Raw genomic sequence first — 25,348 nt, forward strand, 5'->3', positions numbered from 1 at the left:
GGGGGGCGGGGGGGGGGGGGGGGGGGGGGGGGGGGCGCGCGGGGGGGGGGGGGGGGGGCCCCCCCCCCCCCCCCGGGGGGGGGGGGGGGGGGGGGGGGGGGGGGGGGGGGGGCCCCCCCCCCCCCCCGCTCCACGTCTGCCTTGCACCCCTCCCCGTTTGCCTAAAACCATTAGGTACGCGCATGATGGCCGTCCCCGGACGAGGAGGCGACCATGGTGCGCGCGGGTCTGACCGCCGAACGCCTGACCAGGGCGGGCGCCGAGCTGGCGGACGAGGCCGGCTTCGACCGGGTGACCGTCTCGGCGCTCGCCCGGCGGTTCGACGTCAAGGTCGCGAGCCTGTACTCGCACCTGAAGAACTCCCACGATCTGAAGACCCGGATCGCCCTCCTCGCCATCGAGGAGATGGCCGACCGGGGCGCCGCCGCGCTCGCCGGACGGGCCGGCAAGGACGCGCTGAGCGCCTTCGGCGGTGTGTACCGGGACTACGCCCGCGAGCACCCCGGCCGTTACGCGGCGGCCCAGATGAAGCTGGACCCCGAAGCGGCGGCCGCGAGTGCCGGCCGGCGGCACTCGGTGATGACCCGGGCCATCCTGCGCGGCTACGACCTGACCGAGCCGGACCAGACGCACGCCGTACGGCTCCTGGGCAGCGTGTTCCACGGGTTCGTCAGCCTGGAGGCCCAGGGCGGGTTCAGCCACAGCGCCCCGGACTCGCAGGAGTCCTGGTCCCGCACCCTGGACGCGCTGGACGCCCTCCTGCGCAACTGGCCCCCGCCGGGGCAGGCGTAACACCGCCCGACCGCACCCCGCGACCTCAGGTGGAGCCATGAGCACCGACACGCCCGCACCCCTCCCGTTCACCACCCCCGTCACCCCGGCCCTGCTGCGCGGCGCGCTCGACGTGGAGCGCACCGACGCCGGGCTGCTCCCGCACCGGCTGCCCGCCGCCGCCCGCGCCCAGGCCCCGGACGGCCAGATCGCCCTGGCGGAGGCCCAGTCCTCCGGCGTACGGCTGGTCTTCCGGACCCGGGCCACGGTGGTCGAGCTGGAGGCGCGGCGCACGCGCACCGTCTACCAGGGCGTCCCGCCGAGGCCCGGCGGGCTGTACGACCTGCTGGTGGACGGCGTCCTCGCGGGGCAGGGCCGGGCGAGCGGCGGCAACGCCCTCGATGTCGACATGGCGACCGGGGTGACGCGCTTTCGGGCCGGACCGGTCGGGTGCGTACGGTTCGACGGGCTCGCGGACCGCGAGAAGGACGTCGAGGTCTGGCTGCCATACAGCGAGCGCACCGAGGTCGTCGCCCTGCGCACCGACGCGCCCGTCACAGCCGCCCCGGCCTCCGGCCGCAAGGTGTGGCTGCACCACGGGAGTTCGATCAGCCACGGCTCCGACGCCGCGAGCCCCACCACGACCTGGCCCGCGCGTGCGGCGCTGCTCGGTGGCGTCGAGCTGGTCAATCTGGGCCTGGGCGGCGGCGCTCTGCTCGACCCGTTCACGGCCCGCGCGATGCGGGACACCCCCGCGGACCTGATCAGCGTCAAGATCGGCATCAACCTCGTCAACGCCGACGTGATGCGCGTACGCGCCTTCGCCCCGGCGGTGCACGGCTTCCTCGACACCGTCCGCGAGGGCCACCCGGACATCCCGCTCCTGGTGGTCTCACCCCTGCTGTGTCCCATCCACGAGGACACTCCGGGCCCCAGCGTCCCCGATGTCGGCCGCCTCGGCGAGGGCCGGGTCCGCTTCGCGGCGATGGGCGACCCGGAGGGCCGCGCCACCGGCAAGCTGACGCTCCGCGTCATCCGCGACGAACTGGCCCGCCTGGTGGAGCAGCGGTGCGCGGACGACCCGCACCTGCACTACCTGGACGGCCGCGAGCTGTACGGCGAGGCGGACGCGGACGAGCTTCCCCTCCCCGACGCCCTCCACCCGGACGCCGCCACCCACCTCCGTATGGGGGACCGTTTCGCCGCGATGGCCTTCGGGGCGGAGGGGGCGTTCGCTGCCCTGTGAACGCGCCGGGGCCGGGAGGGCCCGCGCCCGCCCGGCCCCGGCACTCCCGTCAGGCGCCCGGCGGCACGTGGGACGGGCGGCCCCGGCCCCGGGTCACGGTGTAACCGAAGACGCCCGCCAGCGCGGCGAGCACGCCGCCGCCGGCTGTCCAGAGCCAGCGGCTGGTCCACCAGCCGGAGGACCAGCCGTCCTCGGGCTCACCGGCGAGCGCGGCCGGTTCGGCGGAGGCGTCCGTGCCGTCGTCCGACGCCTGCTCGGCCGAGGAGACCCCCGGGACCAGCGGCTTCGACAGGCTGCCGTCCACGTCGGCGGACCCGCCCTGGTCCTTCGAGTTCACCTCGACCTCGGTGCGTACCGGAAGCCCGAGGTCGGCCTGGGCCAGGTCCACGACCGTGAGGCGCACGTAGTAGCTGCCCGGCAGCGGGTCGTTGGCCCACGGCTCCGCGCCGGCCCGGACGGTACGCAGCACGCAGGTCAGCTCGACCGTGGCGGCGTCGGCCGCGGCGGTGCCGGTCTGTTTGCCGTACATGCACGCCTGGCGGCGGCGCAGCCCGTCGTACACGTCGACCTGCCAGGTCTGCGCCCCGTGCCGGGCGGCGCTCTCGGGCAGGGTGACCTTCGCCGTCACCGTGGCGCGCTGCCCGGCGTCGGCCGGGAAGACCCAGTACAGGTAGTCGCCGGTGGCGGCTCCGGCGGTGGCGGTCTCGCCCTGCTGGATCGCCGTGGCGGTACGGAAGGTGGTGCCGGCCTCCGTGGGACCGGAGGCGTCACCGGAAGCGCTCGGGCTCGGCGACGCGTCGTCGGCCGCGGCGGCCGACGCCCCGGTGAGCAGGGTCAGGCCGGTCAGCAGCGCGCCCGCGAGCACACGTCTCGTACGGGACATCAGCGGGTCCTCCAGACAGCGATGCGCCAGCGCGAGATCCAGCCGAAGAGCAGACCCACGATCAGGCCGGTCAGGGTGAGCAGGCCCAGCAGCCACCAGCCGTGGCCCAGGCCGAACGCGGCGACGTCCGCCGCCTCGTCGGGCCCGTCCACCACGTCGACGGTCAGCTCGAGCGGCATGCCGGGGGCGGTCTTCACCGAGGCCGGGGCCGAGAACGAGTTGCTGACCTGGAGGCACACGGTCTCCGCGGCCGGCTTGTTGTCGTCCTCCTGTCCGGCCTTGGGGTAGCGCAGCCCGGACGAGATGGCGTCGGTGCGCCCCGTCCCGGACTCGGAGCCCCGGACGATCTCGCGGCCGTGCGTGGTCAGCGCGCGCAGCAGCATCCCGTAGTCGTTGTTGACGGCGCGGTCGGCGAACACGCTGACGGAGGCGCGCAGTTCCTGACCCGGCAGCAGCTCGACCTTGTACCAGCGGTGCTCGGCGAACTTCTCGCGGTCGGTGTAGAGGCCCGGCTTGAGCACGGGCGCGTCCGTGCAGCTGTCGGCGCCCTTCGTAACGACCGGGGTGACCACGGGCTCCGCCGCGCGGTCCACCAACTGCTTCACGCGGCCCGACAGTTCGTCGGTGTGCTGGACGGCCGTGTACGTGCCGCCGGTGGCCTCCGCGATGCAGGTCAGCTGCTGGCGGATCTTCGCGTTGGGCACCAGGCCCAGCGTGTCGATGACCAGGTGGATGCCGCGCGCCGCGATGTCGCGGGCGACCTCGCACGGGTCGAGCGGGCCGCAGGTGTCCTCGCCGTCGCTGATCAGCACGATCCGGCGGGTGGAGTCGCCGCCCTCCAGGTCGTCGGCGGCGCCCAGTAGCGCGGGACCGATCGGGGTCCAGCCGGTGGGGGCGAGCGTGGCGACGGCGGTCTTCGCCTCGGTGCGGTCCAGCGGCCCGACCGGGTACAGCTGCGTGGTGTCCTTGCAGCCCACCTTGCGGTCGTCGCCCGGATAGTCGGCGCCGAGGGTGCGGATGCCGAGCTGCACCTGCTCCGGCACGGCGTCCAGGACCTCGTTGAACGCCTGCTTCGCCGCGCTCATCCGGGACTGGCCGTCGATGTCGCGGGTCCGCATGGAACCGCTGACGTCGAGGACCAGCTCGACCTTGGGGGAGGCTTGCGTGGGGGTTTCGTCGGCCGACGCGGGCAGCGCCGAGCCGAGCCCGGCGGTCAGGGTGGCGAGCAGGATGCCCACCCCGACCGTCAGCCTTCTTCTTATGATCATCGCCGGATACTAGTGAACATCAGTTCGCTATCCAAAACGGCTGGTTGCCGCTGTGCGCCCGCACGGCGGCAACCTGATGGCCAGTCAGGCGGGGCGGTCTCCGCCGAGCAGCGGACCCGCCGCCCGCTCCAATACGGAGCTGACCCGCTCCCACGCCGTCAGATCCCGCTCCACCGCCTCCAGGAGCAGGTCGTCACCGGTCTCCCAGCCGGCGGCGACCGCGACCGGGTCCGCCCCCGTCGCCGCCGAAGCGGCGAGTGCCGCCGCCCCGAGGGCCACCAGCTCACCGGCGCCCGGCACGATCACCGGCCGCCCGGACAGCCGCCGTACGGTCTCCACCCACACCCGCCCCTGCGCGCCCCCGCCGATCAGGCGCAGCGGCCGGCCCGCCACCTCGGGGTCCGCCGGGTCGAGACCGCAGGCCCGCGACAGCTCGTCGAGCGCCCGCAGCACGGTCACCACCGCGCCCTCGTAGGCGGCGCCGAGCAGTTGCTGCGGGGTCGTGTCGTGGCGCAGTCCGGTGAGGAGGCCGGCGGCCGTGGGCAGGTCCGGGGTGCGCTCGCCGTCCAGGTAGGGCAGCAGGACCGCCTCGCCGCCGGGCACCGCGTCATTGCGGTCCAGGCCGAGCAGGGCCGCCACCTTGTCCACGGCGAGCGTGCAGTTGAGGGTGCAGGCCAGCGGCAGATACGTACCGTCCGCCGCCGCGAACCCGGAGAGCGCGGCCGACGCGGGCCTGGTCCGGGACGCCGCGAAGACCGTGCCCGAGGTGCCCAGGCTCAGCACCGGGTGGTCCAGGAGTCCGCCGCCGCCCAGGCCGAGCCCGACGGCGGCGCTCATGTTGTCCCCGGTGCCCGCCGCGACGGCGATCCCGGCGGGCAGGCCCAGCGCTTCGGCGGCGGTGTCCGTCAGCGAACCGATCCGGGCCCCGCCGCTCGGCGCCACCTCCGGGAGCAGCGCCGGGTCGAGGCCGATGAGCGCGAGGAGCTCGGGGTCGTAGGCGCCGGTCGCGGTGGAGTACCAGCAGGTGCCCGAGGCGTCGCCCGGGTCGGTGACGGCCCGCCCGGACAGCCGCTCGGTCAGGAAGTCGTGGGGCAGGCGCACCGCGGCGGCGGCCTCGGCGGTCTCCGGTTCGTTCTCCCGCAGCCACTGCCACTTGGACGCGGTCATCGCGGCCACCGGAACGGAGCCGGTGCGCGCGGTCCAGGCGTCCGGGCCGCCGAGCGCGGCGGTGAGGGCTGCGGCCTGCGGGGCGGACCGGGTGTCGTTCCACAGCAGGGCCGGGCGCAGCGGGCGGCCCTCGGCGTCCAGGACGACCAGGCCGTGCTGCTGGCCGGCGACCGCGATGCCCACCACGTCCGTCGCGGCGATCCCGGACTCCTTCAGTCCGGCGGCGACCGCGTCGCGCAGGGCCTGCCACCAGACCTCGGGGTCGCTCTCGCGCGCACCGGCCTCGCCGGTGACCACGTGCGGGGCGCGGCCGACGGCGAGCAGCCGGCCGGTGGCGGTGTCGGTGAACGCCGCCTTGGTGGACTGGGTGGAGCTGTCCACACCGATGACGACGGTATGCGGCGGCATGGCTGACCTCATTCGCTGATGTATTTGATCGTACGCAAAACAAATTACGTGATCGAACCCGTCCGGAACAGGCCCCGTCGCGGGTTCGCGGCAGTGGCGCGGGAACGTCTCCGCTCCCGGGGCTTTACGTCGCACGGGCTGTCCGTGCATGATTAGTCATGACAGTGAACAAATTGAGGTTCGGCCGCCCGACCGGCTGCGGACCCACGGCCCCGAAGGCGGCACCACCATGACGGAACGCTTCGCACCGACCCCCGAGGACAAGTTCACCTTCGGCCTGTGGACCGTGGGCTGGCAGGGCCGCGACCCCTTCGGTGACGCGACGCGCACCGCGATCGACCCGGTCGACTCCGTCCAGCGCCTGGCCGAGCTGGGCGCGTACGGCGTGACCTTCCACGACGACGACCTGATCCCCTTCGGCTCCTCGGACACCGAGCGCGAGGGCATCGTCAAGCGCTTCCGCCAGGCGCTCGACGCGGCCGGCCTCGTCGTCCCGATGGCCACGACGAACCTCTTCACGCACCCCGTCTTCAAGGACGGCGCCTTCACCGCCAACGACCGGGACGTCCGTCGCTACGCCCTGCGCAAGACCATGCGCAACATCGACCTGGCCGTCGAGCTGGGCGCCACCACCTACGTCGCCTGGGGCGGCCGGGAGGGCTCCGAGTCCGGCGCGGCCAAGGACATCCGCGTCGCGCTCGACCGCATGAAGGAAGCCTTCGACCTCCTGGGCGACTACGTCACCGAGCAGGGCTACGACCTCAAGTTCGCCATCGAGCCCAAGCCGAACGAGCCGCGCGGCGACATCCTCCTCCCCACCATCGGCCACGCCCTCGCCTTCATCGAGCGCCTGGAGCGCCCCGAGATGGTCGGCGTCAACCCCGAGGTCGGCCACGAGCAGATGGCCGGGCTGAACTTCCCGCACGGCATCGCGCAGGCCCTGTGGGCGGGCAAGCTCTTCCACATCGACCTCAATGGCCAGTCCGGCATCAAGTACGACCAGGACCTCCGCTTCGGCGCCGGCGACCTGCGCCAGGCGTTCTGGCTGGTCGACCTCCTGGAGAACTCCGACTACGCCGGCCCGCGCCACTTCGACTTCAAGCCGCCGCGCACCGAGGACTACGACGGCGTCTGGGCCTCCGCCGCCGGCTGCATGCGCAACTACCTCATCCTCAAGGAGCGCGCCGCCGCCTTCCGCGCCGACCCGGCCGTCCAGGACGCCCTGCGCGCCTCCCGCCTGGACGAGCTGGCCCAGCGCACCGCCGAGGACGGCGTGGCCGGCCTGCTCGCCGACCGCTCCGCGTTCGAGGAGTTCGACGTGGACGCGGCGGCCGAGCGCGGCATGGCGTTCGAGGCCCTGGACCAGCTGGCGATGGACCACCTGCTCGGCGTCCGCTGACACGACGGGTGAAGGGAGAGGGGCGGACGCGCGACGCGTCCGCCCCTCTGCCTTGCCTCTGTACGTCTGCTTCTGTACGTCTCAGGCCATCGCCGGACGCGCGTACGCCACCGGGTCGGCCAGCACATCGGTCATCACCAGCGCCGCCGCGCCCCGCGCCGCGTCGCCCGCGACCGACGACGCGCGCAGCCGGCCCCCGCCGGGCGCCCAGAGCCCGGACACCACCCGGCCCGTCAGCTCCTCGTCGGCCGGTGCCGCCAGCCACGGCATCAGGTTCCGGTAGATCCCGCCGAGGACCACCGCGTCCGGGTCCAGCAGATTGACCGCGCCCGACAGCACCCGCCCCAGCATCCGCCCGGCCTCCGCGACCGCGCCGACCGCCCGCTCGTCGCCCGCCCGCACCCGCTTCTCCAGCTCGGCGACCCCGAGCCCGCCGCCCGTGTCGACCCCGGCCGCCCGCAGCAGCGCCGCCTGTCCCGCGTACTGCTCCAGGCAGCCGCGCGAACCGCACCGGCACTGCGGACCGCTCGGGTCCACCACCACATGGCCGATCTCCCCGGCGAAGCCGTTCGCCCCGCGCAGCAGCTCGCCGTCGATGACCAGCGCACCGCCCACGCCGATCTCGCCGGTCAGGTAGAGGAAGCTGCGGATGCGCTCCAGGCCGCCGAACCACAGCTCGGCCAGGGCCGCCAGATTCGCCTCGTTCTCCGAGCGGACCGGGAGCTCCTGGTGGCCCGGGTGCTCGGCGGTCAGCGCGGCGGCGAACAGCTCCTCGGCCGGGACCTGGTTCCAGCCCAGGTTCGGCGCCTGGCGCACCGCGCCGCCCGAGACCAGGCCCGGCAGCGCCAGGGCCACGCCGACCGGGTACAGCTCCTGCTCCCGCGCCGAGTCCAGGGTGCGCGCGGCGATCCGGGCCGCCCGCGCCAGCACCTCGGCGGGCGGGGTGCCCCGGTTGTCCAGGTGCTCGGTGAGGCGGACCCGGCCGGTGCCGGCCAGGTCGACCACGCACACCGACACGTAGTCGATGTTGACCTCGACCCCGAGCCCGGCCGGACCCGTGCGGGCCGTCTTGAGGGCGGTGCCGGGGCGGCCGGCCTGCCCGCTGAACGTCTTGCCGGACTCGGTCAGGAACCCGGTTTCGAGCAGCTGCTCGACCAGCGAGGACACGGCGGCCCGGGTCAGCCCCACGCGCGCGGCGACACCGGCCCGGGTCGCCTCGCCCTCGCCCTCGTCGCGGACGGCCCGCAGGACGAGGCTCAGGTTGCTGCGCCGGACGGTGTCCTTGTCGGCCTTGGGCCCCAGCGGCGTGAGGTTGCTCTTCATGTCGGACCCGAGCCTATGCGATTCCGTACGCCAGTACGGTCGCGATCCGGGCAAACCGGGCCCCGCGCGACGGCGGGACCCGGTTCGTCTCAGGAGGTGGACGCCCCGCGCTCCTTGAGCATGTCCGCCATGAGCGCGATCTCCGACTTCTGGGCCAGTGCCATGCCCGACGCCAGGTTCTTGATCTCCTTCGTACCCGCTGCCGAGGCCGCCGCCTGCGCCATCTCCGCGCCGGCCTTGTGGTGCGCGGTCATCAGCTTCAGGAACAGGATCTCGGCGTCCCTGCCCTTGGCCGCCCGCAGCTTGTCGAGTTCGGCGTCGGTGGCCATGCCGGGCATCAGCGCGCCGTCACCACGCGGGGTGAAGGTGTGCCCCATCCACGCCATGGGCGGCCCGGGGGAGCTCTTCGCCCGGCCCCACATCTCCAGCCAGCCGAGCAGCATGCCGCGCTGGTTGGCCTGGGTGTTGATGATGTCGAACGCCAGCCGCCGCACCGCCTCGTCCGAGGTGCGGTCCCGGACGATGAACGCCATCTCGACCGCCTGCTGGTGGTGGACCGCCATATCGCGTGCGAACCCCACATCGGCCGAGGACTCGGCCGGAGCGGAGGCGGAAGCCGCAGCCGCGGGCGCCGACGTCGAAGGGCGTACGAAGGTCAGCGCGATCAGGGCGAGCGCCAGCAGCAGCACCGCCCCGCCGGCCAGCACCAGGGGCCGCGAGGTGCGCGGGGCGGCCGTCACTTGGCGATCCCGCCGGTGCAGGCGGCACCCGGCTCAGGCGTCTGCGGCCCCTGCACGTACTTGGTGAAGAACTGCGCGACACGGGCGTCGGTGGCGCTCTTGACCGTGAGCTGCTTCCCCCAGGCGCTGAGCATCAGCGGCGCCGCCTGGTCCTCGACCGGGCTCATCAGCGAGTACGGCGTGGACGCCACCCGCTCGTTCAGCTTCTCGATGTCGGCGGGCTTCGCCTTGCTGGTGTACGTGACCCACACCGCGCCGTGCTCCAGCGAGTGGACGGCGTTCTCCTTCGGTATCGACTGGGTGTACACGTCACCGTCGCAGTTCATCCACACCGGGTTGTGGTCACCGCCCACCGGCGGGTTCATCGGGTAGTCGACCGTCTTCTCCACATGGTTCTGCGTGAGCTTGTCCCAGCTCTTCTCGCCCGTGACGGGCGAGGTCTTGGCCTGGGCCTCGGCCTTGTCCTGCTCATCGGCCGCGTTCATCAGATAACCGCCCCCGACGACGAGGCCGGCGACCACCAGTACGCCGACGGAGAGCGTGATGATCCGGGAGCGGCGCTCACGGGCCCGCTCCTGACGGCGGGCCTCCTCCAGCTTGGCGCGGCGGGCGGTGGCGGGGTTGTTCTGTCTGCCGGTGTTCTGCTTGACGGTGTTCTGCTTGTCGGCGGAAGCCATGACGGGTCCTTCGGTTCATAGGGTCGTAAGACGGACTGCGTACGGCAGGGGGAGCCGCCGCACCCGGGGGGTGCGGGGCGTCCCCGGCCGTCCTAGGTCCGCTGAACCTGAAGGCGCAGGGGGTCGACCTCGCCGACCGCGTCGTCGGAGGGGCCCCGGATCGTCTCGCCGCCGGTCAGGGCGCGGTGCGGGAGAAGCGCCACGGCCGTCGAGGGGACCGCCGCCGGGCCCGGCTGGGCGGGCAGCACGACGGGCGCCGAATGCTGCGAGGCGTCGTGGCAGGAATCACCCACGCCCCGGTCGCCGGGGGCGTCGGCCACCACGACCCGGACCACCGTGAGGTCGGTCAGCGTCGCGAGGGCCGAGGCGGGGGCGAACTCGGGGGAGGAGTGGGGGCGTACGGACTGGGGCGCGCAGCACGAGACGAGCGCGACCAGGACGAACAGCCAGGCGAGCGCAACCGGCGCACCGGTGCCGCGCAGCCGCTCCGCCCCCTCGCTCACCCTGCTCATCCCGCACATCGTACGCGGCGCGTTGAAGATTCAAGCAAGGTGCGGGAGGAAGCGGTGAACCTGTGGATCCGCGGGCGAGAGGATCGATTTCGGCCATGGCGAGATAGTGTGCCCCGGTGACCACGCACTCGAACGTATCTGCGGGCTGGTATCCCGATCCGCACGGCGCCCCTCAGCTGCTGCGCTACTGGGACGGTTCCCAGTGGACGGAGCACACCCACCCGGCGGGCGACCAGGCCCAGGCCCCCGCGCAGCCGCAGCAGCAGGCCCAGGTGCCGCAGCCGCAGGCGGCGCCGCAGCAGCCCGCGGCCGTCCCCCAGCAGGCAGGCCCGCAGCACCCGCAGGGCGGCGCCCCCGGTGGCTCGCTCTTCACCCAGCAGGTGCTGGTCGTGAACCAGAAGGCCAAGCTGATCGAGCTGACGAACGAGTACAGCGTCTTCGACCAGCACGGTAACACCGTCGGCTCGGTCGTCCAGGTCGGCCAGGGCGCCCTGCGCAAGGTGCTGCGGTTCCTGACCAGCATCGACCAGTACCTGACCCATCGCCTCGAGATCCGCGACGCGTACGGCCGGCCGCAGCTGCTGCTGACCCGCCCCGCGAAGTTCATCAAGTCCCGGGTCGTCGTGGAGCGCCCCGACGGTCAGCCGGTCGGCGAGATCGTCCAGCAGAACGCCATCGGCAAGATCAACTTCGCGATCATGGCCGGCGGACAGCAGATCGGCGCGATCAAGGCCGAGAACTGGCGCGCCTGGAACTTCGCGATCGTCGACCACAACGACCAGGAGATCGCCCGGATCACCAAGACCTGGGAAGGGCTCGCGAAGACGCTGTTCACGACGGCGGACAACTACGTCCTCCAGATCCACTACCAGCTGCCCGAGCCGCTGCTGAGCCTCGTGGTCGCGACGGCCCTGACCGTGGACACCGCCCTCAAGCAGGACGCCCGCGGCCTGGGCTGAGCCCCGGAACCGCCCGCGCTCCCCGTACGGCTCGTGCGGGGAGCGCAGCCGGTTCCGCGTGTCGCCGCCCTACTCCACGTCGGGGGCCCGGTAGACGCCGAACGCGGCGCCCTGCGGGTCCCGGACGACGGCCACCCTCGGCCCGTAGGGGATGTCCGTGGGCGGCAGCAGCAGCTCACCGCCCGCGTCCCGCGCGGCGGCGGCCGTCGCGTCGACGTCCTTGGACGAGAAGTACGGCAGCCAGTGCGGCGGCACCTCCGGCGGGAACGTCCCGTCCATCGTCAGCAGACCGCCGAAGTCCTCCCCGCCGACGCCCCACTGCGGGTACGACTCCGAGGCGCGCACGGACCAGCCGAACACCTCGGCGTAGAAGGCGAGGGCCTCTTCCCGCTCCCGGGTGAGCAGCTCCGCCCAGCCGAGCGCGCCGGGCGCGTTGAACAGGTCGGCCCCGGCGAACCCGCGCCCCTGCCAGAGTGAGAACACCGCACCCGCCGGGTCCGCCACCACGGCGAACCTGCCCTGGTCGAAGATGTCCATCGGGCCGGTCAGCAGCGAGCCGCCCGCCGCCGTCACCCTCGCGACCGCCGCGTCCGCGTCGTCGGCGGCGAACGAGACCGTCCAGGCCGGCGGCCGGCCGGGCTGGTAGAGCGGGCTCAGCGCGGCGACCCGGGACTCCCCGAGACGGGCGAGCGTGTAGCCGCCCGCCTCCTCGCGCGGATCGGTCGCGCAGCGCCATCCGAACACGGCCGCGTAGAACGTCTTGGCCGCCGGTACGTCGAGGGTGCTCAGCTCGATCCAGCAGGGACCGCCGGGCACCGGTGCGGTGAGCTTCATGCGGGAAACGCTAGGGCCGCGCGCCCCGCCCAGCCATCCGAGCGGCCGCACGGCAGCGGTTTCGATCGAGGTGTTTTACTTGTGTAATACCTGTTAAAGTATCTGGGTGAGTGATACAACCATCGAGTCCCGTCGGCCCGCCGTCCGCAAGCTCCCGCTGACCGGTCCGCTGCGCCTGGCGCGGCCGTCCGACATGTGGTTCAAGCCCGCCACCAGCGTCGTCGTGGCCACCGCGATACCCAACCTGGTGCTCCTCGCCCTCGGCCGCCTCGACCTGGTGATGTACACGATGGCCGGCTCGCTCTGCGCGCTGTACGGCCACAACCTCCCGTACGCCCGGCGCGCCCGCACCGTCGCCGGGGTCGTCCTCGGCATGACCGCCGGCCTCGGCGCCGCCCTCGTCGTCGCCTCGCTCACCGGATCGGCCGCCGTCCTCATCGCCGTGGGCGCGCTCCTGGCCGCCGGGCAGAAGCTGCTCTGCGACGCGACCCGGATCGGGCCGCCGGGGCCGGTGATCTTCACGTTCGTGAGCTCCGCCGCCCTGTTCGTCCCGCAGACGCTCGCCCAGGTCCCCGGCCACCTCGCCCTGACTCTCGGCGCGGGTGCCGTCGCCTGGCTCGTCGCCGTCGTCGCCCCCGCGCTCGTCCGCCGCGACGGCCCCGAACGGCGCGCCACCGCCCGGGCCCTGAGCGCCGCCGCCGCGCACGCCGCCGACCCCGGCCACACCACCCGCCGCGCCGCCGTCGCCGCCGTGCACGCCGCCTGGCAGACCCTCCTCGCCGCCGGCCGCCCCACCCCGGTGCGCCGCGCCCTCGAACGCCTCGTCGTCCACGCCGAGACCTCGGTCCTCGCGGGCACCCCCGACCCCGCCGACGCCGGCCGGCTCCGCGAGTGGGCCCGGCTCACCCGCGCCCGGGGCCCCGTGCCCGCCCCGCCCCCCGCCCCCGGCACCGGCGCCGAACTCTTCGGCCTCGACGCCGAACGCACCGCCCTGGCCGGCCGCCCGTTCCACGCGCTGCTGCGCCGTATCGCCCCCGGCTCCCCGCTGCTCCCGGTCGCCGCCCGCACGCTCGTCGGCTGCGCCCTGGCCGGGTACGTCTGCTCGGCCGTGGGCGTCGGCCGCCCCTACTGGGCGATCGTCACCGCCGCCTCCCTCTACCAGGCCAACGTCACGCTCTCCTGGAACCGCACGCTCCAGCGCACCCTCGGCAACCTCATCGGCGTCCTGGTCTTCGCCGCTGTCCTCCCGGCCGCCCGGACCGCCCCGCTCGCCCTCATCGGCTTCTGCCTCCTCTTCGCCTTCTCGGCCGAGGCGCTGATCACCCGCAACTACTGGCTCGGCTCCGTCGCCGTGACCCCGATGGCCCTCCTCGTCCTGGAGTACGCGGGCAGCCATCCGGCCGGTGAGCTGATCGGCGACCGGCTCCTGGACACCGTGATCGGCGCCGCCGTCGGCTTCCTCGCGGCCGTCCTGGTCACCAACCGCCGCGCCACCGGCCGCGTCGAGCGCGCGCTGGCCGACGCCGAACGCGCCCGTGCCCACGCCGTGCAGGCCCTCGCCGCGCCCGGAACCGCGCCCGCCGCCCTGGACGCCGCCCGCCGCCGGCTCACCGGCACCCTGGTCGAACTGCGCGAGGCGGACGACACCGCGGCCGGCGAGTGGTGGCAGCCGGCCCTGCCCCGGGAGGCGGTGCTCGCCGCCGAGCAGGCCGGACACCGTACGCTCGCGGCGACAGCGAAACGGCAGGGGCTGTTCGTCCCCGCCCAGGAGAACGGAGCGGTGTGACCGACGACATCGTCGCCTCGGTGGTCCGGCAGTGGCAGGCCGTGAACCCGGAACTGGACACCGGGCCCATGGAGCTCATCGGCCGGATCAACCGCTGCTCCGCACTGCTCCAGCAGGCCGAGGACGCCCCGCTGCGGGGGGCCGGCCTGACCCGCGCGGAGTTCGACCTGCTCGGAGCCGTACGCCGGACCGACCGCGAGCTGACCCCCGGTGAACTGGCCCGGGAGACCTTCTCCTCCGGGGCCGCCGTCACCAAGCGGCTGCGGGTTCTCCAGGAGCGCGGCCTGATCGCCCGGCGCGGCGACGAGCGCGACCGCAGAGTCGCCTACGTCCGGCTCACCGACGAGGGCCGTGACCTGGTCGACGGGCTGCTGCCCCGGCAGCTGGCGTACGAACGCGCGGTGCTCTCCGGTCTCGACGCCGAGTCCCGTGACCGGCTCAGCGCTCAGCTCAGCGAGCTCCTGGTGCAACTGGAGGGGCGCATCGGCGGCGCCCGCCGCTGACCCCACGCGGGCGCGCGGCACCGGCGTGCCCGGCCCGGCACCACTCGTACGGGCACCTTCGTTCATATGTGCCCATCTCTCGCCCTGTGGGCCGATTCTTCCTTATTCCTCCGCCCCGTGACTCCCCGCACACGCTCGGAGGCGGTGCGTGCGAAAACTCGTGAGCGTACTACCGCGGGAGCGCTCGCGCAGGGGGTTGGAGGAATGTGCGAAAGCGCTGATTCGATCTGACTAAGCTCACGCGCAGTGAAGCCGAGTTGAGGTGAATTCGCGCGCTTGTTCTCTTCGTTCACGCAAGCGCCGAATCTCCGGAATACATCCCGAATCAACCGCCAGAGGTTCAGATGGCCCGTGTTGAATCACCGCCGGCCGGCCGGGAAGCCCCCGTCGCCCGCGCCCTGTTGCTTCCCGTCGTCGTGATGGCGGGGGCAACCACCGCCGCGGCGGCGCTGGTTGCCGAGCCCGCGCGGATACCAGTCGTCTGGTGCGGAGCGTTCGCCACCGTCGTGGTCGCCGCGCTCGCCGTGGAGATCGCCCGGCGCGGCCGGACGATCCGCCGCCGAAGCACCGAGTACCAACAGCGCGTCTCCGCCCTCGAACGGCGCATCGCCGAGCACGACGAAGAGACCGTCCGCATCAGCAAGGAGCTGCTGCCCTCCGCCATCCACCGCCTGCGCGTGGGCAATTCGCCCGACGAGGTGCTGCGCGACGTGGTGGACTCCGACCCGGTCTACCGCCACCTGCCCGACTCCCTGCGCTCCCTCGTCTACACGGTGCTCGACATCGTCGACAACGAGGAGGCGACCCGGGACTCCGCGCAGCGCGCCTTCGTCAACGTCGCCCGCCGCGTCCAGGCGATCGTCCACCGGCAGGCCAGTGAGCTGCGGGAGATGGAGGAGCACCACGGGCGCAACCCCGATGTCTTCGACGACCTGCTCCGCATCGACCACGGCACCGCGCTGATCGGCCGCCTCGCCGACTCCATCGCGGTCCTCGGCGGCGCCCGGCCCAGCCGCCAGTGGCCCAAGCCCGTCCCGCTGTTCAGCGTGTTGCGCGGCGCCATGTCGCGGATCCTGGAGTACCCGCGCGTCGACCTGCACTCGATCGCCAAGGTCGCCATCATCGGCACCGCGGTCGAACCGCTCATCCACGCCTGCGCCGAACTCCTCGACAACGCCACCCGCTACTCGCCCCCGCAGACCCGGGTGCACGTCACCGCGGTCGAGGTGCAGACCGGCATCGCCATCGAGATCGAGGACGGCGGCGTCAGCCTCAGCGAGGAGGCCCGCGCCCGTGCCGAGAACATGCTCGCCAGGGCGCAGGCCGGGTCCAGCATGAACGACCTCGGCGAGTCCCCGCGCCTCGGCATGGCCGTCGTCGGCCGCCTCGCCCGGATGTACGACCTCCAGGTCTCGCTGCGCCAGTCCGCGTACGGCGGCGTACGCGCCGTGCTCATCGTGCCCCGCGCCATGATCACCACCGGCCCGGCCCCCGGCATCGCCCACGGCATCGGCGCCACCTCCCGGCCCACCAGCGACATCGACCTCGACGACATGAAGCACGTCGTGCCGCCCCGCGGCAAGCGCCGCAAGCCCAGCCCCGTCGCCGCGCGCCCCGCGACCGGCCCCGTGGTCTCCGACCCCCGCCCGGCCGCCCCGGTCATCCCGGCCGCCGCCATGCAGGACGACGCGCCCGTCGTGACCGAGTGGACCGCCGGCGGACTCCCGCAGCGCCGCAGCCGCGGCCGCGCCCCGCTCGGCTCGCACAACCTCCCCGCACAGGCCGCCGACCCCACCGCCGGCCGCACCAACGGCCACGGCTACGGCCCCGGACAGGGCAACAGCAAGGAACCGCCCCCCGGCATCTGGCTGGAGGCGTTCACCAAGGCCGCCAACGGCGTGCCACAGGAACCCAGGGCCGGCGAAGACTCTGACGACGCGTGGGACAAGGGAGATCAGCGGTGATCCAGCAACGGGGCAACATGGACTGGATGCTCAAGGAACTCGCCGACGACGTCCCGGACATCCACCAGATCGTCGTGCTCTCCGCCGACGGACTGCGCATCGCCCAGCACGGCGGCGACCCCGACGTCGCCGACCGGCTCGCGGCGGCCTGCGCCGGCCTCCAGAGCCTGGCGGCGGCCGTCGCCTCCGAGATCCCGTACAGCGACGGCCGGATGAGGCTCGTCGTCATCGAGGTCACCGGCGGTTTCTTCTACCTGATGGCCGCGGGGGCCGGCGCCTACCTCGCGGTGCTCGCGGGTGAGACGGTGGACGCCGGGCACGTCGGGGCGCGGATGCGCGACATGGTCGTCCGCATCGGCGGACATCTCACGAGCCCGCCCCGCCACGACGGGCAGGCCGGATGAACTCTCCCCGACGAGAACGCCGCAAGGCCGACCCGGCGCTGAGCGATCCGGAGAGGCTCTACGTCATCACCGGCGATCCCGACGGCAGCGAGCGGGCAGCGCTCGACCTGGTCACGATGATTGTCTCGAAGTCGGAGCCGTCACCGACGGTCCAGCCCGAGCAGGCCGTGATCCTCCGGCTCTGCCAGGCACCGTTATCCGTCGCCGAACTCTCCGCCTACCTCAGCCTGCCGTTCAGCGTGGTGACCTCACTCCTCACCGAACTCCTCGCCACCGGTCTGATCGAATCGCGCGCGCCGATCGTGCGCGCGACCCTCCCGGACCGTTCCCTCCTCGAAGCGGTGATGCATGGACTTCAGAAACTCTGACACGATCACGGGCCCCCGCAGCGAGGACGTCCTGCCCACCACGGCCACCGCCGCGGTGAAGGTCGTGATCGTCGGAGGGTTCGGGGTCGGCAAGACGACCATGGTCGGCTCGGTCAGCGAGATCCGGCCGCTGACCACCGAAGAGACGATGACGCAGGCCGGCGTCGGCGTGGACGACAACTTCGGCGTGGAGAGCAAGACCGCCACCACCGTCGCCATGGACTTCGGCCGGATCAGCATCAGCGAGGAGCTGATCCTCTACCTCTTCGGCACCCCCGGCCAGGAACGCTTCTGGTTCCTCTGGAACGGCCTGTTCGAGGGCGCCCTCGGCGCCGTGGTCCTCATCGACACCCGCCGGCTCGAAACCAGCTTCGACGTCATCGGGCGCCTGGAGGAGCGCGGGGTGCCGTTCGTCGTCGCCATCAACACCTTCCCCGACGCTCCGAAGTACCCCGTCGAGGCGCTGCGCGGCGCCCTGGACCTCTCGGAAGAGGTCCCGATAATCGACTGCGACGCCCGGCTGCGCGGCTCCAGCCGCGATGTGCTGATGACCCTGATGCGCTATCTGCACCGCATCGCCCTCCCGCTCGGCTGACCCGCGCACCCTTCCCGAACCCGTTCCGCGCGTCCCCACCGCGCCCCCGACCGTCCGGCCCCCGAGGCCGGACCCCTGGAGCGATCGTGACAACCCCCTTCCCCTACGAGCACGGCCCGGTCCCGCCCCCCGAGTGCCCGGCCCACGGCCTGGGCGTCGGGCCCGGCGGTCTGCGCCGGCTCTACGGACCCGAGGCCGAACAGGACCCGCAGGGCCTGTACGAGAAACTGCGCGCCGAACACGGCACGGTGGCCCCCGTCCTGCTGCACGGCGACGTGCCTGCCTGGCTCGTCCTCGGCCACAGCGAGAACCTGCACATGACCCGTACGCCCTCGCAGTTCTCCCGCGACTCGCGCCGCTGGCGGGCCCTTCAGGACGGCAGCGTCGCCCCCGACCACCCGCTGGCGCCGATCTTCACGTGGCAGCCGATCTGCGTCTTCGCCGACGGTGCCACCCACGAACGCCAGCGCGGCGCCGTCACCGACTCCATGGCCCGCATCGACACGCGCGGCGTGCGGCGCCACGTCAACCGGTACAGCAACCGGCTGGTCAACGGCTTCTGCCGGGAAGGCCGCACCGACCTGGTCGCCGAGTTCGCCGAACGGCTGCCCATGATGGTCATGTGCGCCATCCTCGGCATGCCGGAGGAGTACAACGACCGCATGGTCGAGGCGGCCCGCGACATGATCAAGGGCACCGCGACCGCCGTCCAGAGCAACGCCTACGTGGTCGGCGTGCTCACCCGCCTGGTCGAGCGCCGCCGCCGCGAACCGGCCGACGACTTCGCGACCTGGCTGGTCGAGCACCCCGCGAACATGAACGACCAGGAGGTCGCCGAGCATCTGCGGCTCATCCTGATCGCGTCCTACGAGGCCACCGCCAACCTGATCGCCAACGTCCTGCGCATGGTGCTCACCGACCCGCGCTTCCGGGCCCGGCTCAGCGGCGGCCACATGACGGTCCCCGAGGCGGTCGAGCAGACCCTGTGGGACGAGCCGCCGTTCACCGCGGTCTTCGGCCGCTGGGCCGTCGGCGACACCGAACTGGGCGGGAAGCACATCAAGGCCGGCGACGCCCTGATCGTCGGCATCGCGCCGGCCAACACCGACCCCGTGGTCCGCCCCGACCTGACCGCCAACATGGAGGGCAACCGCTCCCACCTGGCGTTCAGCGGCGGCCCCCACGAGTGCCCCGGACAGGACATCGGCCGCGCCATCGCGGACGTCGGCGTGGACGCCCTCCTCATGCGGCTGCCCGACCTCGAACTCGCGGTGGACGAGAAGGAGCTGAGCTGGGTCGGCAACTTCATGAGCCGTCATCTGGTCGAGCTCCCCGCCGAATTCGCCCCCCGCTCCCCGCAGGACGACCGGGAGCCGCCGTCCATGGGCCGGCCCAACGCGGCCCGCCAGGACTGGGAGGTCCAGTCCGCCGTACGCCACACCGCCCCGACCCCCGTCCGCGCCCCCCTGGACGGGGCCCACGCGCCGTCGTCCGCCGCCCCGGCCGGCGCGACCGCGACGGTCGACGGATCGGCGGAGGCGCTGTCCGGCCGGGTCCCGCGCCAGCGCAAGCCCGGCGGACCCGCCCGGCTCTGGCGCGTCGTGACCCGCTGGTGGAGCGGCGACTGAGGTCCGCGCGACGACACGGCGGCCCGGTGGCGGGCGGGCGGATCCGACGCCCCCGCCACCGGGCCGCCCCGCGCCGGGCCCGGCGGGCCCGGAGATCCGCCGGACGCCCCGTGGGCGCCACGTACCATGCGGAAGCGTGAAGCTGACAATTCTGGGCGGCGGCGGATTCCGGGTTCCACTGGTGTACGGGGCGCTGCTCGCCGACCACGCCGAGGGCCGGGTCACGGCCGTCACCCTCTACGACACGGACGGCGACCGGCTCACCGCGGTGGCCCGGGTCCTCGCCGAGCAGGCCGGATCCATCCCGGACGCGCCCGCCGTCCGCGCCACGACCGACCTGGACGAGGCCCTGCGCGGCGCCGACTTCGTCTTCTCGGCGATCCGGGTCGGCGGCCTCGCGGGCCGGGCCGCCGATGAACGCGTCGCGCTCGACGAGGGCGTCCTCGGCCAGGAGACGGTCGGCGCGGGCGGCATCGCGTACGGGTTGCGCACCGTCCCGGTCGCCGTCGACCTGGCGCGGCGCATCGCCCGGCTCGCCCCGGACGCCTGGGTCATCAACTTCACCAACCCCGCCGGGCTCGTGACCGAGGCGATGTCCCGACACCTGGGCGACCGCGTCATCGGCATCTGCGACTCGCCGGTGGGCCTCGGCCGCCGCATCGCCCGTGTCCTCGGCGCCGACCCGGACCTGGCCCGGGTGGACTACGTCGGCCTCAACCACCTGGGCTGGGTGCGCGGGCTGTACGTCGACGGCCGTGACGAACTCCCGCGCCTGCTGGCCGACCCCGGGCTACTGGGCTCCTTCGAGGAGGGCCGGCTGTTCGGCGCCGGCTGGCTGCGCTCGCTGGGCGCGATCCCCAACGAGTACCTGCACTACTACTACTTCAACCGGGAGGCCGTCCGCGCCTACCAGGAGGCCGTGCAGACCCGTGGCGCCTTCCTGCGCGAGCAGCAGGAGGGCTTCTACGGCCGGATGAAGGACCCGGCGACCCCCGCCCTGGCCACCTGGGACCGCACCCGCGCGGAGCGGGAGGCGACCTACATGTCGGAGAACCGGGACGTCGCCGGGGCCGGGGAGCGCGAGGAGAGCGACCTGGAATCCGGCGGCTACGAGCAGGTCGCCCTCGCGCTCATGCGGGCGATCGCCCGTGACGAGCGGACCACCCTGATCCTCAACGTCCGCAACAGGTCCACCCTTGCGGTCCTGGACGCGGACGCCGTGATCGAGGTCCCCTGCCTGGTCGACGCCAACGGCGCCCGCCCCGTCTCCGTCGACCCCCTGCCGTACCACGCGGTCGGCCTGGTCACCTCCGTGAAGGCCGTGGAGCGCGCGGTCCTGGAGGCCGCGGCGAGCGGATCGCGCGCGGACGCGGTCCGGGCCTTCGCCCTGCACCCCCTGGTCGACTCGGTCTCCGTGGCCCACCGCCTGGTGGACGGCTATGTGAAGGCGCACCCGGGGCTGGCGTATCTCGGTGCCGTGCGGTCATGACACCGCGTCCTCGGTGAGCGCGGTCAGGTCAGCCAGCAGCTCGGAGGCGGTCACCGTGTCCAGTCCGCCGAACCGCAGGTCGTGGGCGCGGCTGTGCCAGTAGTCGTCCGGTTCGACGTCGAGCCAGACGGTCTCCAGGGTCTGCTCCGGGTAGGTGTCGACCGCGCCGATCGCGATACCCCCGTCCAGGGCGATCACCAGGTGGCAATCGTCTCCCAGCCGCTTGGAGATCCAGCGCTCCACGCCGTTGTCCTCCGGATTCCCGCGCTGCCAGCCGTCCCGCTCCAGACCGAGGACCTTGCCCGTGGGCACCTTGAACCCCTCGAAGCGCCCCAGACGGTGGCCGGCGGCCTCCTCCTCGGTCAGGGCGTACACCGGGCGCCCGAGCTGCGGGAACGGCTGCACGATCCCGTGGTCCGCGAACACCTCCGACCAGGCGGTCACCGCCTCGCCCAGCCGCAACGGGTGGGGCAGCCGCACGACAGCCCCCTCGGCCAGGTCGAACGCGTCGCCCCCGACGCCGGCGAAGGTGCGGTCCTCCGCCACCCGGAACGCCGTGGTCACCCCGTCCGCCTCGCTCAGCCACACCAGCCGGCGAGCCAGGTGCCCCACCAGGGGATGGCCGACGAACAGCTCGGTGAACTCCCGCGCCGTCCACGAGCGGTCCGCCAGCATGGCCGCCTCCAGCCGGCGGACCTGGTCGGAGGCGAGCGCCCGGACCTCCTTCTTCAGGGCCATGAAGCGCTTGCGCTCGGCCGGGGCGAGCTCCGGGTCGTCCTTCGCCCCGGGCTTCGGCAGGTCCTTGCGGAACGTGCCGTCGCCGTCCTGGACGTAGGGCCGCAACTGCTCGTCGAAGCCCACGGTGAACGTCCGGCCGCCGTAGTCCACGACCGTGGAGCCGTCCGAGTCGAGACCGAGGTCGGGCACCAGCCGGTCCGAGAGCTGTTCGCCCGTCAGGCCGAGCCCTGCCGCCACCTCGGCGATCTTCTCCGTGGCCCGCATCTTCAGGGCCTTGAACTTCACGCGCTGCGCGATGCCGTGCAGCTGGAGCAGCGCCACGTCGCTGCCGATCGCCGCCAGGACGTCCAGCCCCTCCACCGCCCGGTGATGGGCGTTCTCGCCGGGCCAGGCGCGGATCACCGGGGTCAGCCGGCGCACCGTCCCGTCGTCGCCCAGCAGACCGAGGGCGTGCAGCGCCCACGCCTCCTTGGCGGGCAGCAGCGCGGCGCGCCACTGCTCGAAGAGCGCCCAGGCGAAGTCCGCCGCCGAGGCCGCGTCCACGATTTCGAGCGCGTCGGCGAGCCCCGGGTACGGCTCGCCCGGCCTGGACAGGGCGAGCATGGTCAGCAGATGGCGGACGGACGCCTCCGGCAGCGCCCGGCCCGAGGCGACCGCGATCTGCGGCAGCAGCGCGGGGTCCGCCCACTGCGGCAGCTCCGGCATGACGGCGGGCAGCGCCCGCTCCAGCGGATCGGCGGCCAGCAGCCCGGCCACCGCGTCCGCCGCCTTCTCGCCGTACCCCTCGGCGGCCTCGCGCACCACCGCGTCGCCGTGCAGTCCGGCGATCAGCAGCAGTGCCTGCTCGGCGGCGCGCCGGGCGGCCCCGGCCCTGCCGAGCGCGTCCGGCACGAGCAGCGGCGCCGCCCGCACGCCGTGCCGCTCGAACCACGCGTGGGCCACGGCTGCCGTGGACTTGAGGCGCACCGCCCAGTCGGCCATGAGCCGGGCGACCCGCGCGTCGACGTACGGCATCAGCAGCGGGGCGAGTGAGCTGGGCCGGCGCGGCACGACGCGCAGCAGCAGGGGCAGGGCCCCGAGGCCGAAGCGGGCGGCGACCGGCTTCAGCGTGTCCGCGGCCTCCCACACATCGGTCGGGTCCCAGGTGTCGAGCAGGGGCGCGACCCGGTCCTTCGGCCCGTGGACGTAGACCCAGGCGGGGCGCAGGTCCGTCGAGCCGAGCCCGTAGCGCAGCGAGTCGAGCGTCTGCTCCCAGTCCTCCACCGCCTCGCGCCGGGTGTACCGGCTGCTGGTGGCCGCCCACTTCTCCCGCTCACCGGCCTGCCACAGCGCGGCCTTCCCCGCGTCCGGCGTAAGGCCGGTGACGGTCCGGGGCCGCGCCGCCGTCCGCCGCCGGGTCCACGGCGGTGCGGTGAGCACGGTCGGCAGGGCGTCGGAGGGCGCGTCCGCGATGCGGCCGCTCGGATTCAGCAAGGGCTCCACGATTGCCGCGAGGCCGTCGTCCAGTGTCGGCAGCATGCGCTCCACGAGGGTGCGGTGCTGGGCGAGGTGCGTGCGCAGCAGGACGGACGGGGAAGCCGCGGGGAACTCCGCCCGGTCCCGGGCGTCCGCGGCGAGCAGCCGCAGCGCACGGGCCGGGTAGCGGTCCATGGCGTCCAGGAAGGCCGGGCGGACCTGCTTGTTGTCGGAGTGGGCGAGCAGGGCGCCGAAGGCGTCGTCGGTGGGGAACTCGACAAGCGCTTCGGCCAGCTTCTTCATCCCGTCCGCGGAGAAGTGCCCCCGCTCCAGCTCCTTGGTGAGCATGGGCACGATGGCCGTTCCGATGCCCTCGGCGGCTGTGGCGATCACGGCGGGGGTCCGGTCGAATCCGAAGGTGTGCGTGTAGAGCGCCGCCTGCTCCGGTGCGTCGAGCGTGCAGAAGACCAGGGAGAGGAGCCCGGCGTCGAGCTCGCCGGTCGTCTCGGGGTCGGCGCACAGGTCCGCGACCCAGTCGGACTCGCTCGGTGCCAGATAGGCCGTGATGATCTTCCGCCGCGGGTCGGTGCGGCGCGTGGCGAGCGCGTCGACGGTGGCCCGGTACGTCTCGTCGTCCGCGGCGGCGAGCAGGGCCCGTACCCGGTCGGCGGCGATCCGGCCGTAGTGTCCTGATCTGATCTCCTGAGCCTCGGACGCCGCCTCCAGCCAGGCGCCGTAGCGGCGCGTCCCGCTCTGCATGTAGTGCGGCCGGATCATGAACAGCTCCACCGCGGCGCGGGCGGCGAACGGCAGCCCGTGCCGCCGCACCCAGCTGTCCGCCCACGCGCTTCCCGGAGGCGCGTACATTCCCACCATGTGCGCCACCGCCGCCGCTCCGACGGGCGAGGGCTCCCCGTTCAGATGCCGGCGGACCTCGGCGACCAGGAAGGCGTCGCTGCGCGGCGCGTCCAGATACTCCTGGATCCACGCCCGTTCCTCGGCCGTCCGCTCGTCGACCGCGCGCAGCAGCTTGCGGTCCGCCGGAACCGGCGCGGGGACGACACCCCCGCGCCGGGGATGGACCAGGCCCCGCCAGCTGTCCGGAAGGACGAACGTGTCCTCGTCCGTCCCGGTCTCCTCGAACTGCGACGCACCGCCCTCGAAAGGCTCCACAGCACGCACCGGCCCGCCCCCTCACACCCGTTGACCCCGTTTCGCACGGGTCCCGATCAGTGGTTCCACCGTAGGGCCGACCACTGACAACGCAGGGTGACCGGGGCGGGGAGAGGCCGGGGGAGCGGTCCGGATCAGGGAGCGGAGACGGCCGGGGGGCCGTACGCCTGGGTCCACGACGGTGTCACGCCCGTCACCTGGCAGACCATCAGGAACAGCGGGATGGGCGGGGTGTAGGGCGTGCGGCTGTCGGGCTGATGGATGAGCCGGGGCCGTACCGCGGGCACACACGCCCCGCGCGCGTACGCCACCTGCTCGGGCCAGTCGAGGTCGAGGTCGGAGCCGGCCGGGACGATCCACCACCAGCGCTCGGCGTCCGCGAAGACGCAGCCGGTGCGCGGCAGGTGGGACATCAGGCGGAAGCCGTGGCGTGCGGGCACCCCGACCGCGTCGCAGCCGAGGCTCGCCGAGAGGGTCGTGGGCAGCGGCAGCTGGATCCGGCCGCTGTTGCCGGGGGAGCCGACGGGCTCGCGGGAACGGCGGTGTGCGAGGAAGTGGTTCATGGCGTTCTTCAGCATGAGTGCTCCGAGCCGTGCGGCAGTTCCGCCCAGACGATGCGGCCCGAGCCGTCCCCGGCGTCGCGCGAGCCCCAGGCGCGGGCCAGCGAGTCGACGAGCAGCAGGCCGCGTCCGTGCTCGTCGTCCGCGCCTCTGCCGAGGCGTGGTCCGTCCGGCTGGTGCCCCTGGTCCTGCACGGAGAGGCGCAGCCGGCCGTCGAGGCACCGCAGTTCGCACAGGACCCGCGCGCTGCCGGTGTGCACCACCGCGTTGGTGACCAGTTCGGAGACGATCAGGACCGCGGAGTCGAGGGTGTCGCCGCCCGTGCGCCACTCGCCGAGCCGGGTCTTCGTCAGGCGCCGGGCGACGGCGACCGATTCGGGACGCGCGCGCAGCGCGAAGCAGTATCGGAGCGCTTCGGTCCCCGGGCCGGTCTCCGCGAGCCGAGGGATGAGCGCACTGCCAGGTGCCACGACCGAATCCTCACAGTGGGGGCTGCGT

General features: G+C 73.5%; 23 protein-coding genes. 12 read left to right on the forward strand and 11 right to left on the reverse strand.

Going from position 1 to position 25,348, the window contains the following annotated elements; all coding sequences use genetic code 11:
• Positions 1-213 precede the first annotated feature (213 nt).
• Both ACLQ2N_RS03830 and ACLQ2N_RS03835 read left to right on the forward strand, forming a co-directional pair.
• Complete coding sequence (locus ACLQ2N_RS03830) at positions 214-792, forward strand: TetR/AcrR family transcriptional regulator (protein WP_425809005.1); 579 nt, start codon at positions 214-216, stop codon at positions 790-792.
• A 37-nt stretch (positions 793-829) separates the two neighbouring features.
• Positions 830-2,017 carry a GDSL-type esterase/lipase family protein gene (locus ACLQ2N_RS03835; RefSeq protein WP_425809007.1) on the forward strand — a complete coding sequence of 396 codons (1,188 nt, stop codon included), beginning with the start codon at positions 830-832 and terminating at the stop codon, positions 2,015-2,017.
• 49 nt (positions 2,018-2,066) lie between these two features.
• Here the strand turns inward: ACLQ2N_RS03835 and ACLQ2N_RS03840 are convergent, their stop codons facing one another.
• The 3 genes from ACLQ2N_RS03840 to xylB all read right to left on the reverse strand — a co-directional run bounded on the left by ACLQ2N_RS03840 (position 2,067) and on the right by xylB (position 5,743).
• The gene (locus tag ACLQ2N_RS03840; protein WP_425809009.1) at positions 2,067-2,900 is read right to left on the reverse strand and encodes a hypothetical protein; all 834 of its coding nucleotides are present in this window, start codon (positions 2,898-2,900) and stop codon (positions 2,067-2,069) included.
• Positions 2,900-4,168, reverse strand: coding sequence for a VWA domain-containing protein (locus ACLQ2N_RS03845; RefSeq protein WP_425809011.1), 1,269 nt, complete (start codon positions 4,166-4,168; stop codon positions 2,900-2,902). The genes ACLQ2N_RS03840 and ACLQ2N_RS03845 overlap by 1 nt, the downstream gene beginning before the upstream one ends.
• A gap of 84 nt (positions 4,169-4,252) precedes the next feature.
• Entirely contained in the window at positions 4,253-5,743 is a 1,491-nt protein-coding gene (gene xylB, locus ACLQ2N_RS03850; protein WP_425809013.1) for a xylulokinase, read from the reverse strand.
• Positions 5,744-5,972: 229 nt separating this feature from the next.
• On the opposite strand from xylB, the gene xylA reads away from it, so the two are divergent.
• A complete protein-coding gene (gene xylA / locus ACLQ2N_RS03855) occupies positions 5,973-7,142 on the forward strand; it encodes a xylose isomerase (RefSeq protein ID WP_164398374.1) in 1,170 nt (389 codons plus the stop codon).
• Positions 7,143-7,223: 81 nt separating this feature from the next.
• Here xylA and ACLQ2N_RS03860 read toward each other — a convergent pair whose 3' ends face one another.
• From ACLQ2N_RS03860 to ACLQ2N_RS03875, 4 genes are all read right to left on the reverse strand, one after another.
• Positions 7,224-8,465, reverse strand: coding sequence for an ROK family protein (locus ACLQ2N_RS03860; protein ID WP_425809015.1), 1,242 nt, complete (start codon positions 8,463-8,465; stop codon positions 7,224-7,226).
• Between the two features lie 89 nt (positions 8,466-8,554).
• Positions 8,555-9,205 (reverse strand): DUF305 domain-containing protein, encoded by a 651-nt coding sequence (locus tag ACLQ2N_RS03865; protein ID WP_425809017.1) that lies wholly within the window; start codon positions 9,203-9,205, stop codon positions 8,555-8,557.
• Entirely contained in the window at positions 9,202-9,882 is a 681-nt protein-coding gene (locus tag ACLQ2N_RS03870) for a DUF3105 domain-containing protein (RefSeq protein WP_425809019.1), read from the reverse strand. The genes ACLQ2N_RS03865 and ACLQ2N_RS03870 overlap by 4 nt, the downstream gene beginning before the upstream one ends.
• A 92-nt stretch (positions 9,883-9,974) precedes the next feature.
• A complete protein-coding gene (locus ACLQ2N_RS03875; RefSeq protein ID WP_425809021.1) occupies positions 9,975-10,394 on the reverse strand; it encodes a hypothetical protein in 420 nt (139 codons plus the stop codon).
• A 116-nt stretch (positions 10,395-10,510) separates the two neighbouring features.
• Between ACLQ2N_RS03875 and ACLQ2N_RS03880 the strand changes: the two genes are divergently transcribed.
• Positions 10,511-11,353, forward strand: coding sequence for a phospholipid scramblase-related protein (locus ACLQ2N_RS03880; protein WP_425809023.1), 843 nt, complete (start codon positions 10,511-10,513; stop codon positions 11,351-11,353).
• Positions 11,354-11,422: 69 nt separating this feature from the next.
• Here ACLQ2N_RS03880 and ACLQ2N_RS03885 read toward each other — a convergent pair whose 3' ends face one another.
• Positions 11,423-12,187, reverse strand: a complete 765-nt coding sequence (locus ACLQ2N_RS03885) for a VOC family protein (protein ID WP_425809025.1) — start codon at positions 12,185-12,187, stop codon at positions 11,423-11,425.
• Positions 12,188-12,293: 106 nt separating this feature from the next.
• Here ACLQ2N_RS03885 and ACLQ2N_RS03890 point away from each other — a divergent pair, with 106 nt between their 5' ends.
• The 8 genes from ACLQ2N_RS03890 (at position 12,294) to ACLQ2N_RS03925 (ending at position 20,924) form a co-directional block, all read left to right on the forward strand.
• Positions 12,294-13,973, forward strand: coding sequence for an FUSC family protein (locus ACLQ2N_RS03890; RefSeq protein ID WP_425809027.1), 1,680 nt, complete (start codon positions 12,294-12,296; stop codon positions 13,971-13,973).
• Positions 13,970-14,476 (forward strand): MarR family winged helix-turn-helix transcriptional regulator, encoded by a 507-nt coding sequence (locus ACLQ2N_RS03895; protein ID WP_425809029.1) that lies wholly within the window; start codon positions 13,970-13,972, stop codon positions 14,474-14,476. The genes ACLQ2N_RS03890 and ACLQ2N_RS03895 overlap by 4 nt, the downstream gene beginning before the upstream one ends.
• A gap of 344 nt (positions 14,477-14,820) precedes the next feature.
• On the forward strand, positions 14,821-16,440 hold the full coding sequence (locus tag ACLQ2N_RS03900) for a sensor histidine kinase (RefSeq protein ID WP_425809031.1): 1,620 nt from the start codon (positions 14,821-14,823) through the stop codon (positions 16,438-16,440).
• A complete protein-coding gene (locus tag ACLQ2N_RS03905) occupies positions 16,437-16,844 on the forward strand; it encodes a roadblock/LC7 domain-containing protein (RefSeq protein WP_018100234.1) in 408 nt (135 codons plus the stop codon). The genes ACLQ2N_RS03900 and ACLQ2N_RS03905 overlap by 4 nt, the downstream gene beginning before the upstream one ends.
• Positions 16,841-17,212, forward strand: a complete 372-nt coding sequence (locus ACLQ2N_RS03910) for a DUF742 domain-containing protein (protein WP_018100233.1) — start codon at positions 16,841-16,843, stop codon at positions 17,210-17,212. Before ACLQ2N_RS03905 ends, ACLQ2N_RS03910 begins: the two co-directional genes overlap by 4 nt.
• The gene (locus ACLQ2N_RS03915) at positions 17,193-17,807 is read left to right on the forward strand and encodes a GTP-binding protein (RefSeq protein WP_425809034.1); all 615 of its coding nucleotides are present in this window, start codon (positions 17,193-17,195) and stop codon (positions 17,805-17,807) included. Before ACLQ2N_RS03910 ends, ACLQ2N_RS03915 begins: the two co-directional genes overlap by 20 nt.
• 86 nt (positions 17,808-17,893) lie before the next feature.
• Positions 17,894-19,435, forward strand: coding sequence for a cytochrome P450 (locus tag ACLQ2N_RS03920; protein WP_425809036.1), 1,542 nt, complete (start codon positions 17,894-17,896; stop codon positions 19,433-19,435).
• A gap of 136 nt (positions 19,436-19,571) precedes the next feature.
• The gene (locus ACLQ2N_RS03925; RefSeq protein WP_425809038.1) at positions 19,572-20,924 is read left to right on the forward strand and encodes a 6-phospho-beta-glucosidase; all 1,353 of its coding nucleotides are present in this window, start codon (positions 19,572-19,574) and stop codon (positions 20,922-20,924) included.
• Here the strand turns inward: ACLQ2N_RS03925 and ACLQ2N_RS03930 are convergent.
• From ACLQ2N_RS03930 to ACLQ2N_RS03940, 3 genes are all read right to left on the reverse strand, one after another.
• Complete coding sequence (locus ACLQ2N_RS03930) at positions 20,919-24,299, reverse strand: DUF4132 domain-containing protein (protein WP_425809040.1); 3,381 nt, start codon at positions 24,297-24,299, stop codon at positions 20,919-20,921. The genes ACLQ2N_RS03925 and ACLQ2N_RS03930 overlap by 6 nt on opposite strands.
• Before the next feature lie 125 nt (positions 24,300-24,424).
• Positions 24,425-24,868 (reverse strand): hypothetical protein, encoded by a 444-nt coding sequence (locus ACLQ2N_RS03935; RefSeq protein WP_425809042.1) that lies wholly within the window; start codon positions 24,866-24,868, stop codon positions 24,425-24,427.
• Positions 24,862-25,320 carry an ATP-binding protein gene (locus ACLQ2N_RS03940; protein WP_425809044.1) on the reverse strand — a complete coding sequence of 153 codons (459 nt, stop codon included), beginning with the start codon at positions 25,318-25,320 and terminating at the stop codon, positions 24,862-24,864. Before ACLQ2N_RS03940 ends, ACLQ2N_RS03935 begins: the two co-directional genes overlap by 7 nt.
• Positions 25,321-25,348: the final 28 nt, after the last annotated feature.

This window comes from Streptomyces sp. DT224 (assembly GCF_049844595.1).
In the GTDB taxonomy this organism is placed as follows: domain Bacteria; phylum Actinomycetota; class Actinomycetes; order Streptomycetales; family Streptomycetaceae; genus Streptomyces.

What these genes read in the sequence shown, in the direction of transcription:
- ACLQ2N_RS03885 (WP_425809025.1), bottom strand. Translation starts at nt 12,187, where the DNA reads ATGAAGCTCACCGCACCGGTGCCCGGCGGTCCCTGCTGGATCGAGCTG.
- xylA (WP_164398374.1), top strand. Translation starts at nt 5,973, where the DNA reads ATGACGGAACGCTTCGCACCGACCCCCGAGGACAAGTTCACCTTCGGC.
- ACLQ2N_RS03830 (WP_425809005.1), top strand. Translation starts at nt 214, where the DNA reads ATGGTGCGCGCGGGTCTGACCGCCGAACGCCTGACCAGGGCGGGCGCC.
- ACLQ2N_RS03870 (WP_425809019.1), bottom strand. Translation starts at nt 9,882, where the DNA reads ATGGCTTCCGCCGACAAGCAGAACACCGTCAAGCAGAACACCGGCAGA.
- ACLQ2N_RS03900 (WP_425809031.1), top strand. Translation starts at nt 14,821, where the DNA reads ATGGCCCGTGTTGAATCACCGCCGGCCGGCCGGGAAGCCCCCGTCGCC.
- ACLQ2N_RS03910 (WP_018100233.1), top strand. Translation starts at nt 16,841, where the DNA reads ATGAACTCTCCCCGACGAGAACGCCGCAAGGCCGACCCGGCGCTGAGC.
- ACLQ2N_RS03845 (WP_425809011.1), bottom strand. Translation starts at nt 4,168, where the DNA reads ATGATCATAAGAAGAAGGCTGACGGTCGGGGTGGGCATCCTGCTCGCC.
- ACLQ2N_RS03860 (WP_425809015.1), bottom strand. Translation starts at nt 8,465, where the DNA reads ATGAAGAGCAACCTCACGCCGCTGGGGCCCAAGGCCGACAAGGACACC.
- ACLQ2N_RS03935 (WP_425809042.1), bottom strand. Translation starts at nt 24,868, where the DNA reads ATGCTGAAGAACGCCATGAACCACTTCCTCGCACACCGCCGTTCCCGC.
- ACLQ2N_RS03835 (WP_425809007.1), top strand. Translation starts at nt 830, where the DNA reads ATGAGCACCGACACGCCCGCACCCCTCCCGTTCACCACCCCCGTCACC.
- ACLQ2N_RS03840 (WP_425809009.1), bottom strand. Translation starts at nt 2,900, where the DNA reads ATGTCCCGTACGAGACGTGTGCTCGCGGGCGCGCTGCTGACCGGCCTG.
- ACLQ2N_RS03915 (WP_425809034.1), top strand. Translation starts at nt 17,193, where the DNA reads ATGGACTTCAGAAACTCTGACACGATCACGGGCCCCCGCAGCGAGGAC.
- xylB (WP_425809013.1), bottom strand. Translation starts at nt 5,743, where the DNA reads ATGCCGCCGCATACCGTCGTCATCGGTGTGGACAGCTCCACCCAGTCC.
- ACLQ2N_RS03875 (WP_425809021.1), bottom strand. Translation starts at nt 10,394, where the DNA reads ATGAGCAGGGTGAGCGAGGGGGCGGAGCGGCTGCGCGGCACCGGTGCG.